The sequence below is a fragment of the Acidocella sp. genome, assembly GCF_035535915.1.
GTDB lineage: Bacteria > Pseudomonadota > Alphaproteobacteria > Acetobacterales > Acetobacteraceae > Acidocella.
The window spans coordinates 1-13,543 of record NZ_DATLPB010000042.1; the positions used below are offsets into that span (position 1 = coordinate 1).

At 65.3% G+C, this 13,543-nt stretch carries 14 protein-coding genes and 1 tRNA gene; 11 read left to right on the top strand and 4 right to left on the bottom strand.

Annotation, left to right across the window (positions count from 1 at the left end):
• Nucleotides 1–44: 44 nt before the first annotated feature.
• Complete coding sequence (gene pgi / locus VNC39_RS05130; protein WP_325397046.1) at nt 45–1,715, top strand: glucose-6-phosphate isomerase; 1,671 nt, start codon at nt 45–47, stop codon at nt 1,713–1,715.
• 37 nt (nt 1,716–1,752) lie between these two features.
• Here the strand turns inward: pgi and VNC39_RS05135 are convergent, their stop codons facing one another.
• A complete protein-coding gene (locus VNC39_RS05135; protein ID WP_325396847.1) occupies nt 1,753–2,130 on the bottom strand; it encodes a response regulator transcription factor in 378 nt (125 codons plus the stop codon).
• A gap of 142 nt (nt 2,131–2,272) precedes the next feature.
• Between VNC39_RS05135 and VNC39_RS05140 the strand changes: the two genes are divergently transcribed.
• Nucleotides 2,273–2,959, top strand: coding sequence for a sensor histidine kinase (locus tag VNC39_RS05140; RefSeq protein WP_325396849.1), 687 nt, complete (start codon nt 2,273–2,275; stop codon nt 2,957–2,959).
• Nucleotides 2,956–3,327 (top strand): response regulator, encoded by a 372-nt coding sequence (locus VNC39_RS05145; protein ID WP_325396851.1) that lies wholly within the window; start codon nt 2,956–2,958, stop codon nt 3,325–3,327. The genes VNC39_RS05140 and VNC39_RS05145 overlap by 4 nt, the downstream gene beginning before the upstream one ends.
• Before the next feature lie 169 nt (nt 3,328–3,496).
• Here the strand turns inward: VNC39_RS05145 and VNC39_RS05150 are convergent.
• The 3 genes from VNC39_RS05150 to VNC39_RS05160 form a co-directional block, all read right to left on the bottom strand.
• Nucleotides 3,497–3,571: transfer RNA gene (locus tag VNC39_RS05150), tRNA-Gln, on the bottom strand.
• 11 nt (nt 3,572–3,582) lie between these two features.
• The gene (locus VNC39_RS05155) at nt 3,583–4,431 is read right to left on the bottom strand and encodes a 4-(cytidine 5'-diphospho)-2-C-methyl-D-erythritol kinase (protein ID WP_325396853.1); all 849 of its coding nucleotides are present in this window, start codon (nt 4,429–4,431) and stop codon (nt 3,583–3,585) included.
• Complete coding sequence (locus VNC39_RS05160; RefSeq protein WP_325396855.1) at nt 4,428–6,107, bottom strand: tetratricopeptide repeat protein; 1,680 nt, start codon at nt 6,105–6,107, stop codon at nt 4,428–4,430. The genes VNC39_RS05155 and VNC39_RS05160 overlap by 4 nt, the downstream gene beginning before the upstream one ends.
• 197 nt (nt 6,108–6,304) lie before the next feature.
• Here VNC39_RS05160 and apaG point away from each other — a divergent pair, with 197 nt between their 5' ends.
• From apaG to groES, 8 genes are all read left to right on the top strand, one after another.
• Complete coding sequence (apaG, locus tag VNC39_RS05165; protein WP_325396857.1) at nt 6,305–6,709, top strand: Co2+/Mg2+ efflux protein ApaG; 405 nt, start codon at nt 6,305–6,307, stop codon at nt 6,707–6,709.
• A 229-nt stretch (nt 6,710–6,938) separates the two neighbouring features.
• Nucleotides 6,939–7,568, top strand: a complete 630-nt coding sequence (gene folE, locus VNC39_RS05170) for a GTP cyclohydrolase I FolE (protein WP_325396859.1) — start codon at nt 6,939–6,941, stop codon at nt 7,566–7,568.
• 241 nt (nt 7,569–7,809) lie between these two features.
• Nucleotides 7,810–9,072, top strand: a complete 1,263-nt coding sequence (locus VNC39_RS05175) for a gamma-glutamyltransferase (protein ID WP_325396861.1) — start codon at nt 7,810–7,812, stop codon at nt 9,070–9,072.
• A 4-nt stretch (nt 9,073–9,076) separates the two neighbouring features.
• Nucleotides 9,077–10,246 (top strand): pyridoxal phosphate-dependent aminotransferase, encoded by a 1,170-nt coding sequence (locus tag VNC39_RS05180; protein WP_325396863.1) that lies wholly within the window; start codon nt 9,077–9,079, stop codon nt 10,244–10,246.
• Between the two features lie 94 nt (nt 10,247–10,340).
• Nucleotides 10,341–11,090, top strand: coding sequence for an electron transfer flavoprotein subunit beta/FixA family protein (locus VNC39_RS05185; protein ID WP_325396865.1), 750 nt, complete (start codon nt 10,341–10,343; stop codon nt 11,088–11,090).
• 2 nt (nt 11,091–11,092) lie between these two features.
• On the top strand, nt 11,093–12,022 hold the full coding sequence (locus tag VNC39_RS05190; protein WP_325396867.1) for an FAD-binding protein: 930 nt from the start codon (nt 11,093–11,095) through the stop codon (nt 12,020–12,022).
• Entirely contained in the window at nt 12,019–12,894 is an 876-nt protein-coding gene (locus VNC39_RS05195; RefSeq protein WP_325396869.1) for a 3-hydroxybutyryl-CoA dehydrogenase, read from the top strand. Before VNC39_RS05190 ends, VNC39_RS05195 begins: the two co-directional genes overlap by 4 nt.
• Nucleotides 12,895–13,221: 327 nt before the next feature.
• A complete protein-coding gene (gene groES, locus VNC39_RS05200; RefSeq protein WP_325396870.1) occupies nt 13,222–13,539 on the top strand; it encodes a co-chaperone GroES in 318 nt (105 codons plus the stop codon).
• Nucleotides 13,540–13,543 lie beyond the last annotated feature (4 nt).

Consider the following 13,543-nt stretch of genomic DNA (forward strand, 5'->3'; position numbering starts at 1 on the left):
TTGCGCCGCTTTTTTCAAAAAGCGGCCGCTTTCTTCTTCCGCAGATCCCCGTAAAGTCACGCTGGAACAACAGCAGTAGGACGACACGCATGGAAGTCTGGACGGAACTGACTGCACTGGCCCAAGGCAACGCCAACATCAAGCGATTGTTCGCCCAGAATCCCGGCCGGTTCGCGGCGTTTTCCGCCCGGCTCGACGACATGCTGCTGGATTTTTCCAAGACCGGCCTCGACGCAAGCGCGCTCGCTTTGCTGCTGGACATTGCCGCGACGGCGAATGTCGCGGCCAAGCGCGACGCCATGTTCGCCGGCGCGGCCATCAACACCACGGAAAACCGCCCGGTGCTGCACACCGCCCTGCGCAATCTCGACAACCGGCCGGTGCTGGTGAACGGCCAGGATGTGATGCCGGCCGTGAACGAGACGTTCGCGCGCTTGTTCGCCTTCGCCGAGGGCGTGCGGTCGGGGCAGATTACCGCCGCCGACGGCCAACCCTTCACCGACGTGGTCAATATCGGCATCGGCGGCTCGGATCTCGGCCCGGTGATGGTGACGGCGGCCCTGGCCCCCTATCATGACGGGCCGCGCACGCATTTCGTCGCCAATGTCGACGGCGCGCATCTGGCCGACACGCTGCGGGCGCTGGATCCCGCGCGCACCTTGATCATCGTCGCCTCGAAAACCTTCACGACCATCGAGACCATGACCAACGCCGCCTCGGCGCGGCGCTGGATCGTCGCCGGCCTTGGCGAGGCGGCGGTTGCCGCGCATTTCGCCGCGGTCTCCACCGCTCTCGACAAGGTCGCCGCCTTCGGCATCGCGCCTGAGCGCGTGTTCGGCTTCTGGGACTGGGTGGGCGGCCGCTATTCGGTGTGGTCGGCCATCGGGCTGCCGGTGATGCTGGCCATCGGCGCCGCGCGCTTCCGGGAATTCCTCGCCGGGGCGCAGGCGATGGACCGGCATTTCTGCACCGCACCTTTCGCGCAAAATCTGCCGGTGCTGCTGGCGCTGGTCGGAATCTGGCACCGCGATGTCTGCGGCTACGCCGCCCGCGCCATCCTGCCCTATGACCAGCGTCTGGCCCGCCTGCCCGCCTATCTGCAGCAGCTGGACATGGAATCCAACGGCAAGAGCGTGCAGCAGGACGGCACGCACGTGCGCCACCCGACCGGCCCGCTGGTCTTCGGCGAACCCGGCACCAACGGCCAGCACGCCTTCTACCAGCTGCTGCACCAGGGCACGAACATCATCCCCTGCGAATTCATGATCGCCGCTGAAGGCCACGAGCCGGAGATGCGCGACCATCATGACCTGCTGGTCGCCAACTGCCTGGCCCAGGCCCAGGCCCTCATGCAAGGCCGCTCGCTGGAGGAGGCAACCCGCCAGGCGCGAGACGCGGGCCGGCCGGCAGGACTGGCGCCGCACCGCGTGTTTCCCGGCAACCGCCCATCCCTGACGCTGGCTTACCGAAAACTCACGCCGGAGACGCTCGGCCGGATCATCGCGTTGTATGAGCATCGCATCTTCGTCGAAGCGGCGATCTGGAACATCAACGCCTTCGACCAATGGGGCGTGGAGCTCGGCAAGGAACTGGCGACCGCCCTGCTGCCGGCCGTGTCGGGCCAAGGCACCGCCGCCGATGATGAATCGACCGCCGGGTTGGTGAAATTTTTGCAATCCCTCAGTCCGGGAAACAAGAAAGCGGCCGCTTTTTGAACAAAGCGGCGCAAAAACTTCTGGAAACTGCGCGGCCTTACGCGGCCTCGCCGTTTCCGCGTTGCCCCAGCGCTTCGCAATGGCTGAGCAGATCAGTGAAGACGAAAGGCTTGGCGATATAATCATCGCCGCCGGCATCGAGGCCCTTGATCCAGTTCCTTAAGCCCCCATGGCCCGACAGGAACAGCACCGGCGTGCCGACCCCCCGGCCGCGCAGATCCTTCAGCAGATTGGCGCTGTCGACCCCGTCCGGCAATTGCCGGTCGAAAATCATCACGTCGAAACCACCGTCCAGGGCCCGGCGCATCCCTTCCGGTCCGGTCGCGGCAAAAATCACCTGATGCCCGGCTTCGCCCATGCCCGCCGTGATCACTCGGGCGACATCTTCATCATCCTCGATGAGCAAGATACGCATGGTTTCGCCCTCCCTTATGCTGTACTACGATGATTGCTTAAGGTTCCGCAGTTTAACCGTAAAACTTTTGTGAAACCATCTGCATTTTTCTTCGCCTTTACGAAGTTTAATGTGAAAGTGACGACCGTTTCACAGGAATTCAATGACTGACATCATTTCTGACTCATCGGCCGGGCTTTCCGCCATCGAACTGTTCGCAGCCCAGACGGCGCACGACCTCAACAATCTTCTGACCGGCATTCTCGGTAATCTGGAGCTGATGCAGAACCGTGCGCGGCGCGGCGGCATGGCGGAGTTCGACGATTACCTCGCCAGTGCCCGCCAAGCCGGGAGCCGCGCCGCGCACTTCACGCAGCGCCTGCTGGCTTTCTCCGGTCGCGATGCGCAGGCGGCCGCGCCAGTCGCGCTCGATGCCGTCATCCCCCGCGTGATCGAGACGCTGCGCGCCACCGGCCTCGCCATCGACATGGAGCTGGCGGTCGGCAAGGACGTGCTCTGCTCCGCCCCACAACTGGAACTGGCGTTGCGGGAATTGCTGGACAATGCCGCCCAGGCGGCGGGCATGAATGGCCGCATCACGCTGCGCACCGAATATGCCGGGGACGACGCCGTCATCAGCGTGACGGATACCGGTCCCGGCATGGCGGCTGATATCCTCCGCCGGGCCACCGAACCGTTTTTCAGCACCCGCACGGGCGGCGCCGGCCAGGGGCTCGGCCTGGCCATCGTCGAACGTTTCGCCCGGCGAAGCGGCGGCACGCTGGAGCTGGTCAGCCACGAAGGCGAAGGCACCACGGCCCGGCTGCGCCTGCCGGCCATCGCCCCGTGACCCCCCGCGTGCCCCCGTTCGGCACCGTGCTGGTGGTGGAAGACGAGCCGACCGTGCGCGAACTGGTGGTGATCAAACTGAAGGAGCTGGGCTTTGCGCCCCTGGAGGCGGCGGCCGGCCTGGCGGGGCTCAACATCCTGCACACGCCGCAGGACATTGACCTGCTCATCGCCGATATCGGCCTGCCGGACATTGATGGCCAGGAAATGGCCGCGCAAGCGAGGTCGCTGCGGCCCGGGCTCAAAATTCTGTTCATGACCGGCCACACCGATGTCGGGCGCGCGCTGGAACCGGGCATGGCGCTGATCGCCAAACCTTTCTCGCTCGACGCCCTGGCCGCGCAGACGCGGATGATGCTGGAGGGCTAAAAGAAGGGAAGGAAGCGCTTCTTTTTGTGAACAAAAAGAAGCAAAAAAACTTTGTTATGCTGGGCCATGGGCTTTGTGGCTGCCACAGCCCATGGCCCAGCATAAAAAAAGTTTTTGCGGCGCTTTTTTCAAAAAGCGCCTGCTTACTCACTGACTGGCTTACCTGAACTGGCTGGGACGGGAGGATTCGAACCTCCGCATGGCGGAATCAAAATCCGCTGCCTTACCGCTTGGCGACGTCCCAACGCGTCCCGCTCATAGGTCGACGGGGGGTGGCTCGTAAAGACCCCCGCCCCAACTCCACCATCCGGGACGGTAAATTATTTCAGCGGCCGCGGCGGCTTCCTCAGGCGTTGCGAAAATCGCGAAGCAGGTCGCGCCGGAGCCGCTCATGCGCGCCAGCAGCGCGCCGGGCAGGGTTTCCAGCGCGGCCAGCACTTCGCCGATCACCGGCTGCAGGGCCACGGCCGGGGCTTGCAGATCATTGGTCAGGCGGCTGAGCGCATCCGCCATGCCTCGCGCGTCATGCCACGCTGCCGGCAGCGTGGCCGGGGCCGAGAACGGCCCTTGCCGGGCCTTGAAAACGGCGGGAGTGGCCACCGCCACGCCGGGATTGACCAGCACGATGCCGAAGCGCGGCAGGCGCGGTGTGGGCGCCAATATGTCGCCGATGCCGCCCATCCGGGCCGGCACCGAGTCGAGGCAGACCGGCACGTCCGCGCCCAAAGCCAGAGCCGCCTCATGCAGCGGCGCGGCAATGTCCCAATGCCGCGACAGCAGGCGCAGCGCCGCCGCGGCATCCGCGGACCCGCCGCCGATGCCCGAGGCGACCGGCAGGTTCTTCTCCAGCGTGAGGGCGACGCCCGCGCCCGGACGCAGGAGGCGCGCGGCGCGCAGCAGCAGATTATCCGGCTCGGCCTGCAGCGCCGCGCCGAAGCCGCCGGAAATGCTCAGGCCCAGCGCCGCCGCCGGGGATACGCCTACAATGTCGCCCACGGCGGGAAATACCGCCAGGCTGTCGAGCAGATGATAGCCATCGGCGCGCCGGCCGATGACGTGCAGATACAGATTGACCTTGGCGGGCGCGAAGCTGGTGTGCGTCATTTGGCCGGGAAATAATTGTGCAGCTTGGCCTTGAGCTCGGTCTGCAGCTTGGAGTCGGGTTTTAGGGTCAGCGCGCGCTGCCATTGGTAATTGGCCTGTAGCTTCTGACCCGACTGCCAGAATGCATCGCCCAGATGCGCGTTGACCTCGGCATCGTCCGGAGCAAGCTCGACCGCCCGGGTGAGCTCGGCGACGGCCGCGCGCGTGTGATGCAGATGAAGATCGACATAACCGAGCGAGTCGAGCACCGCGCCGTCATTCGGGTCGAGGCTTACGGCCCGCTGCAGCATCGCCTGCGCCCGCTCCAGGTGCTCGCCACGCATGGCCCAGCTATAGCCGAGATAATTCAGCACATAAGGCTGGTCGGGCGAGAGGGCGAGCGCCTCGACGATGTCCGGCTCGGCGGCAGCCCAGTTGCCGAGTGCATCCTGGCTGAGGCCACGATCGAAATACAGGGCCCATGCCGCCGCCGGCGGCGGCGAGCCGACCATGGCCAGGGCACGATTATAATAGGGCAGCGCCTTGGCCGGCTGACCGGCGTTGCGCCAGATGTCGCCGGCACCGGCCTGCAGGCCAGGATCGTTCGGCGCCGCGGCGCTGAGCTTGTCGATCAGGGCAACCGCCTCAGCCGGCCGATTCAGCGCCGCCAGCAATTGCGCCTGCTGCATCGCCACCGGGCCGTAGAGCGGATCGTCCGGCGTCACGGGCTGCAGCGTGGCCAGCGCGTTCCGCATCTGGGCTGGCTTCGGCGTGGCGCCGGGGTTGCCGAGCTGTGCGCCCGCCAGCAGCAGCCGCGCCGGGGTGAGGTCCGGCCGCAGCATCAGCGCGAAATGCAGCAACGTGATGCGCAGGAAGGATTGCGCTGGCGCGTCGAGCGAACCGGCCAGGGTCAGATAAGCCTCGGCCAGCCCCTGCGTGGCCGTGTCGATCACCGGCTTGCCAAGCTGCGCCTGCAATTGCGGCAAGGAGATCTGCAAATTGGGATGCGCCGCGACCAGCACCGCCAGATCCTGTGCCGCCTGCTCCGGCTGCCCGTGCCGCTGGTGCCAGCTGCCGAGAATCTCGGCGAGACGCAGATTGGTCGAGCCGCTGGAAGCCTGATTATAGAGCTGCGCCGCCAGCGCGTCGTCATGAACGGCGTCCGCCATCAAAGCGCCGTTCAGCACGTAGACGGCGCTGAACGGGCCGTTATCGAAATGGGGCTTCAGCACGGCGAGCGCCTTGTCGGCGTCGCCCTGGCCGAAAAGGGTCCAGGCCAGCAGCAGCGGCCGGATCAGGCCGATCATCTGGTCCTGCGGCAGCTGCGTGAAAATCTGGTTGGCCGCCGCGTAATCGCCGCTTTGCGCCGCCTGGTTGCCGCGCAGCATGACGGCGAGGGCGTTGGCCGGCACTTCCGCGGCAAGCTTTTCAGCTTCCGGGCTGCCGGCCAGCAAGGCGGCGAGGAACCCTTCATCGACCAGTTGCTGGTTGCCCGGCTCGACATGCAGAGCCTGCGTATAATATTGGCTGGCGAGCCCAGGATCGTGCTGAGTCTCGGCGTACCGCGCTGACAGGAAGGCCCCATAGGCCCGGTCGCTGGGCGGATCGCCGGCCACGCCACCACCCGGTCCGGCCGCGCAGGCTGACAGCAAGATGCACACGGCGACCGCGCCGCGGCGGCTCAAGACAGAAAACATATTCATTGCTCCAGATGTAGCAGCGCGCCCCTCGCCGGGCAAAGCCGGCCGCGCCGTGATCCGGGCGTGCCGCCCCACGCCACGCCGCGGGCAATCCATCTATACAAGGCAGAAATGCTGCCCTTGTTTGCCTCTCCCGGCTGGGTTAGGCTTCCCAACCCGGACCGGGAAAATGCAAGCCAGTAAGGCAATTCTTTATGACCCCAGGCTTTGAAGCTACGACGGCAGGTATCACCGTCACCGTCCAAGTGTTTTATCTGGCCGACAAATCGGAGCCGGAGAACGGCCACTATGTTTGGGCCTATCATGTCAGCATCGCCAATCACAGCCCGCAAATCGTGCAATTGCTGGCGCGTAGCTGGACTATCACCAATGCGCATGGCCGCGTGCAGTATGTGCATGGCGAGGGCGTGGTCGGCGAGACGCCAAGGCTGGAACCGGGCGAGGTGTTCGAATACACCTCCGGCACGCCGCTGGCTACGTCTTCGGGCTTCATGTGCGGCAAGTACCATATGCTGGCGGTGACCGACGGCACCGAGTTCGATATCGAGATTCCGACCTTCAGCCTCGACAGCCCGCACCAGAACACGTTGCGCCATTAGAGCGCGATGACTTTAAGTCTGAATCCGTCTCTAGACGCCGGAACATGTCTGCAATGTGCGCCTGCGCCATTGCCACGCCACGGGCCCGAAACGACCGAAAAAACGGCCGTTTTTTCTGATTGAAACGTAACGCGCGGCTCTCTGGCTTGCCGGTTCCCAGCCTTGCCCACATGCCTTTCAGGGTTCACAAAGAACGAACCAGGATTTCAAGCCGCATACGGAGACTGCCGTGAATATTCATACGCCCGCCGCGAATCTGACGGCCGCCGCGAAACCGAGCCGCCGCGAGGCCGAAGACGCGGTACGTACGCTGTTGCGCTGGGCCGGCGAAAATCCCGACCGCGAGGGTCTGCTGGACACCCCCGCCCGCGTGGTGCGCTCCTACGAGGAGTTTTTCGCAGGCTATGAAGAAGATCCGGTGGCGCTGCTCACCCGCACCTTCGAGGAAATCGAAGGCTATGACGAGATGGTGGTGCTGCGCGACATCCGCATCGAAAGCCATTGCGAGCACCATATGGTGCCGATCATCGGCCGCGCCCATGTCGCCTATCTGCCGGGCAACCGCGCGGTGGGCATCAGCAAGCTCGCCCGCGTGGTGGACGCCTATGCGCGCCGCTTCCAGATCCAGGAGAAGTTGACGGCGCAGATCGCCAACACCATCGCCGAGGTGCTGCAGCCGCGCGGCGTGGCCGTGGTGATCGAAGCCGGGCACCAATGCATGTCCACCCGCGGCGTGCACAAGCCGGGCTCCAGCATGGTCACCAGCCGCATGCTCGGCGCCTTCCGCGACGACCCTTCGACACGGCGGGAATTCCTGGCCATGATCTCGCCGCGCAGTTGCCAGTCCGTGGAAGCCTGAGCGCAAGTTAAGCAAGGAAAGCGCTACTTTTTGTGAACAAAAAGTAGCAAAAAAACTTTGCTAACTTTGGGCCGTGCTGGTTTCAACGCCACAGGCCCAGTTTAACAAAAGTTTTTGCGCCGCTTTTTTCAAAAAGCGGCCCTTTCTTCCTTAAAATCAGCCCCAAAGTTGCCGCCCTCGCATTTCACGGTTAAGCACGCCCCACGCGGTTTCGTATGTTCCACTCCGAGGACGACTGATTTTGCATAGCCATATTCTACGCCCCGCTGCGGCGCTCGCGGCCCTGGGGATTCTCTCCGGCTGCGGCATTGGCCACCAGACGCTTGGTCTTGGAAGCGACCAGAACGCCGCCCTCGGCGAAACCAATGTGGCGCCCAGCGTGTTCGGCTATGCGGTCGCGGACGAACCGCAAGCCGCCTTGGCGGGGCGCCAGATGCTCAATAATGGCGGCGATGCGGCGGATGCCGCGGCGGCGGAGGGGTTTGCCCTCAGCGTCACCCTGCCGTCGCGCGCCGGGCTTGGCGGCGGCGGCGCCTGCATCGTGAAAATGCCGAATGCGCAGGGACAGATGCAGCCCCCGGTGGCGCTGCTGTTTCCCGCCGGCAGCCCCGCCGGAAATGGCGGCAGCCGCCCGGCCGCGGTGCCGGCCATGGCGCGCGGGCTGCTGGCGCTTCAGGCCCGCTATGGCGACCTGCCTTATGCCAGCGTGATCGAGCCGGCCGAACAGCTGGCCGCCGGCTCCCCGGTCTCACCGGCGCTGGAAGCCGACCTGCAGGTCGTGGGCCGGGCGCTGCTCGGCGACCCTGCCGCGGCCGCTGTATTCGGGCCGAACGGCACGATTCTGCCGGCCGGCGCCAATCTCGTGCAGCCCGATCTCGCCAGCACGTTCGAGGTGCTGCGCACCCAGGGGCTGCAGGGGTTCTATGCCGGCACCAGCGCCCAGCAATTCGTCGCCGCCGCCGACCAGGCGGGCGCCGGACTGACCGTGGCCGACCTGGCCGATTCCACGCCGAAATTCGTGAAGCCGGTTATCTCCCGGGCGCATGGCCTGACTCTGGCAATGCTGCCGACCGAAGCCGCCAACGGCCAGACCCTGCCCGCGTCCGCCGCCTTCATGGCCCTGGACAAGAAAGGCGGCGTCGTTGCCTGCGCGGTCAGCATCAATAATCTGTTCGGCACCGGGCGCATCGCGCCGGGCACCGGCGTGCTGCTTGCTGCCTCGCCGCGCAACGTGCCGGCGCCGCAACTGGCGGCGGGCATCGCCTATGACGACGCCCTCACCTTCCGCGCCGCCGCCGCCGGCACCGGCCAGGCAGCCGCCGCCGCCGCGGCGCGCCTAGCGCTGACCGACGCCGTCTCCGACGGGCGCCACAAAGTCGCGCCGGTGCCGGACCCCGGCCGCGCCGACGTGATCGCCTGCCCCGGCGGGGTGCCGGGCGGCGAAGGCTCCTGCACCGCCAGCGTCGACCCGCGCGGCCAGGGGTTGGCCATCGGCGGGCGCTGAGTCCGTGGCGCTGAAAATCGGCATCGGCCGCGAGGTGCCATCGTTCCGGGTGATGGATGTGATCAACCGGGCCAACGCACGACAGCGCGCTTTGCCCCCGGATGCGCCACGCATCTTGCGCATGGAGGTGGGGCAGCCCGGCACCGGCCTGCCCGAAGGCGCGCGCCGGGCCGTGGCCCAGGCGCTGCAGACCGGCGACGTGATGGGCTACACCGAGGCGCTCGGCCGCCGGAGCCTGCGCGAACGGCTCAGCGCGCATATCCATGACTGGTACGGCACGGCGGTCGCGCCCGAGCGGATCGCCGTGACCTTCGGCGCCTCCGGCGCGTTTTCCCTGGCCTATCTAGCCGCCTTCGACCCCGGCGACACGCTCGCCCTCGCCGCGCCCTATTATCCGCCTTACGTGAACATCGCGACCGCCCTCGGCCTGAAACCGCTGATTCTGCCCTGCGGCATCGAGACCGGGTTCCAGCCGACCGTCGCCATGCTCGAGGCGCTGCCGCAAAAGCCCGACGGGCTGCTGATCGCGAGCCCCGCCAACCCGACCGGCTCGATGCTGCCGCCGGACGCCATTGCCGCCCTCGCCCGCTATTGCCATGCCAACGGCATCCGCCTGATCTCCGACGAGATCTATCACGGCCTGACCTACGGCAAGCCGGTGGCCTCCGCCGCCAGCTTCAGCGACAGCGCCATCGTCATCAATTCCTTCTCGAAATATTTCTCCATGACCGGCTGGCGCGTCGGCTGGATGGTGCTGCCGGAGGAACTGGTGCGCCCCGTGGAGCGGCTGGCGCAGAATTTCTTCATCTCCGTGCCGCACATCTCCCAACTGGCGGCGGAAGCCGCATTCAATTGCCATGACGAGCTGGAGGCGCGGCGCGCCATCTATGCGCAGGCCCGGGAGATCATGGCGGAAGGGCTGAACGCGGCGGGGTTCAAGAAATTCTCCTCCCCGGACGGCGCGTTCTATGTCTACGCCGACATAGCCGGGCGCGCCGCCGACAGCATTGCCCTATGTGACCGGCTGCTCGACGAAGCGGGCATCGCGGCAACGCCGGGCTATGATTTCGACGCCGCGCGCGGCGGGGATTTTTTCCGCCTCAGCTACTGCGCCCGGCTGGAAGAAATCGAGGAAGCCATCGAACGGCTATGCCGTATGCGGCAATCAGAATAGACCTTGCGCAACCGCTGCCCTTTCCCCGGCGGCAAAGAGCCAATATCTAAGTCCGAGGCCCGAGCCACAAACCCAACACAGGTTAAATAACACCATGAAATTATTGGTCGCCGTGAAACGCGTGGTCGATTACAACGTCAAGGTCCGGGTCAAAGCCGACCAGAGTTCCGTCGAGACCAGCGGCGTGAAAATGTCGATGAACCCGTTCGACGAAATCGCCGTCGAGGAGGCGGTGCGCCTCAAGGAGAAAGGGATCGCCAAGGAAGTGATCGCCGTGTCCATGGGTGTGGCGCAATGCCAGGACACGATCCGCACCGCGCTGGCGATGGGCGCCGACCGCGGCATCCTGGTCGAGACCGACGCGGCTTTGGAGCCGCTTTCGGTCGCGAAAATGTTGAAGGCGCTGGTCGAGAAGGAAGGCATCGACCTGGTGGTGATGGGCAAGCAGGCGATCGACGACGACATGAATGCCACCGGCCAGATGCTGGCGGCCTTGCTCGGCTGGCCGCAAGGCACCTTCGCCAGCAAGGTGGAAATCTCCGGCGGCGTGGCGAACGTGACCCGCGAAGTGGATGGCGGGCTGGAGACCGTGGCGCTGACCCTGCCGGCGGTGATCACCGCCGATCTGCGCCTGAACGAGCCGCGCTACGCCTCGCTGCCGAACCTCATGAAGGCGCGCAACAAACCGATCGAGGCGCTCAAGCCGGCGGATCTCGGCGTCGATCCGGCGCCGCGTTTGACAATCATCAAGGTGGCGGAGCCGCCGCCGCGCAAGACTGGCGTCAAGGTGGCCGATGTGGCGGCTTTGGTCGACAAGCTGCGCAACGAAGCGAAGGTGATCTGACCATGACCTCTCTCGTGATTCTCGACTTCGACGCACACGGCGTGAAGCAGCCGGCGCGCTCCGCCATCGCCGCCGCCCTGAAACTGGGCGACGTGCATGGGCTGATCGCCGGCAAGGATGTGGGCAAGCTCGCCGAAGACGCCGCCAAGCTGCCGGGCCTGAGCAAAATTCTCGTGGCCGACGACGCCACTTTGGAGCATGCGCTGGCCGAGCCGCTGGCCGCCTTGCTGGTTTCCTTAGCACCCGGCTATTCGCATATTTTCGCCGCCGCGACCGCGATGGGCAAAAACGTGCTGCCCCGCCTTGCCGCGCTGCTGGACGTGCAGCCGATCAGCGACGTGTCGGACGTGATCGACGCCGACACCTTCGTGCGGCCGATCTATGCCGGCAATGCGCTGGCCACCGTGAAATCCTCCGACGCCAGGAAGGTCATCACCGTGCGCGCCGCGAGCTTCGACCCGGTGCCCGCCGAAGGCGGTTCGGCGAGCCTGGAGCGCGTGGCGGTGCCTGACGCAGCGGCCAAATCGCGCTATGTCGGCGCCGAACTTTCGCAAAGCGAGCGCCCGGAACTGACCGCGGCGCGGGTGATCATTTCCGGCGGGCGCGGCATGCAGAGCGGCGAGAATTTCACCGCCCTGATCGAGCCGATCGCCGACAAGCTCGGCGCGGCCGTGGGCGCCTCCCGCGCGGCGGTGGATGCCGGCTTCGCGCCGAACGATTATCAGGTCGGCCAGACCGGCAAGGTCGTGGCGCCGGACCTCTATATCGCCGTCGGCATTTCCGGCGCGATCCAGCATCTGGCCGGCATGAAGGACAGCAAGGTGATCGTTGCCATCAACAAGGATGCGGACGCGCCGATCTTCCAGGTGGCTGATTACGGCCTGGTCGGCGATCTCTTCACCATTCTTCCGGAGCTGAAGGAAACCTTATGAACATCGCGAAAATCGGCGTCATCGGCGCCGGGCTGATGGGGAATGGCATCGCCCATACCGCCCTTCTTTCCGGCTTCGACGTGACGCTGATTGACGCGTTCGAGGCGGCGTTGCCGAAAGCCGTCGCCACCATGACCAAGAACATGGACCGGCAGGTGACGAAAGGCACGATCACCGCCGCCGCCAAGGACGAGGCGCTCAAACGCCTCGTTACCAGCACCGACCTTTCGCGCCTGCAGGGCGCCGACCTCATCATCGAGGCGGTGCCCGAACGGGAAGAGCTGAAGGAACAGATTTACCGCCAGATCGCGCCGGTTTTAAGCGCCGACACCCTTCTGGCCAGCAACACCTCGTCCCTCTCCATCACCAAGCTGGCGGCGATGTCCGGGCGGCCGGACAAGTTCATCGGCATGCATTTCTTCAACCCGGTGCCGATGATGAAGCTGGTGGAGATCATCCGCGGCATCGCCACCAGCGACGCCACGTTCGCCGCCGTGCAGGCGGTCGCGGAAAAACTCGGCAAGACCGTGGCGGCGGCGCAGGATTCGCCGGGATTCATCGTCAACCGCATCCTCTGCCCGATGATCAACGAGGCGATTTTCACGCTGCAGGAAGGCACCGGCACGGTCACCGCCATCGATGCCGGCCTGAAACTCGGCGCCAACCACCCGATGGGACCGCTGGAGCTGGCCGATTTCATCGGGCTAGACACGCTGCTGGCGATCATGCGGGTGCTGCATGAGGGGCTCGGCGAGGACAAATACCGCCCCTGCCCGCTGCTGGTGAAATATGTGAATGCCGGCTGGCTCGGCCGCAAATCCGGCCGCGGGTTTTATGATTACAGCGTGAATCCGCCCCGGCCGGCTAAGTGAAGGAAGCAGGCGCTTTTTGAAAAAAGCGCCGCAAAAACTTTTGGTTACGCTGGGCCGGTGGCGTTGAAACCAGCACGGCCCAAAGTTAACAAAGTTTTTTTGCTACTTTTTGTTCACAAAAAGTAGCGCTTCCTTTCTTACAAAAAGCCCCGATGAATGCAACGAGTTGGCACTCGCGGCGGGATAGTGCTGGCGGCTTGACTTGGCTCCGGGCCAACTTTAGATGTTTGGCACTCTCTTCTCGGGAGTGCTAGCAGCCGCGGTGCCGCGTGCCGGGCCGGACGGGCTGCGAGTCTTTCAAGACTGTTCGTTTTAGGAGCGATCCAGATGGCAAAATTCCGCCCCCTGCACGACCGCGTCGTCGTTCGCCGGCTGAATGCCGAAGAGAAGACCGCCGGTGGCATCATCATCCCCGACACCGCCAAGGAAAAGCCGATGGAAGGTGAGATCGTCGCCGCCGGCCCCGGCGCGCGCAACGAAGCCGGCGCGCTTGTCGCCCTTGAAGTGAAGGCGGGTGACCGCGTGCTGTTCGGCAAGTGGTCGGGCACCGAGGTGAAGATCGACGGTGAAGACCTGCTGATCATGAAGGAATCGGACATTCTCGGCATCGTCGAGGATTCCGGCGCCAAGAAGAAGAGCGCCTAAAACC

Excerpts from the sequence above, each read along its gene's own strand:
- VNC39_RS05185 (WP_325396865.1), top strand. The coding sequence starts at position 10,341 with ATGAAATTATTGGTCGCCGTGAAACGCGTGGTCGATTACAACGTCAAG.
- VNC39_RS05135 (WP_325396847.1), bottom strand. The coding sequence starts at position 2,130 with ATGCGTATCTTGCTCATCGAGGATGATGAAGATGTCGCCCGAGTGATC.
- VNC39_RS05195 (WP_325396869.1), top strand. The coding sequence starts at position 12,019 with ATGAACATCGCGAAAATCGGCGTCATCGGCGCCGGGCTGATGGGGAAT.
- VNC39_RS05140 (WP_325396849.1), top strand. The coding sequence starts at position 2,273 with ATGACTGACATCATTTCTGACTCATCGGCCGGGCTTTCCGCCATCGAA.
- VNC39_RS05155 (WP_325396853.1), bottom strand. The coding sequence starts at position 4,431 with ATGACGCACACCAGCTTCGCGCCCGCCAAGGTCAATCTGTATCTGCAC.
- VNC39_RS05190 (WP_325396867.1), top strand. The coding sequence starts at position 11,093 with ATGACCTCTCTCGTGATTCTCGACTTCGACGCACACGGCGTGAAGCAG.
- apaG (WP_325396857.1), top strand. The coding sequence starts at position 6,305 with ATGACCCCAGGCTTTGAAGCTACGACGGCAGGTATCACCGTCACCGTC.
- VNC39_RS05160 (WP_325396855.1), bottom strand. The coding sequence starts at position 6,107 with ATGTTTTCTGTCTTGAGCCGCCGCGGCGCGGTCGCCGTGTGCATCTTG.
- groES (WP_325396870.1), top strand. The coding sequence starts at position 13,222 with ATGGCAAAATTCCGCCCCCTGCACGACCGCGTCGTCGTTCGCCGGCTG.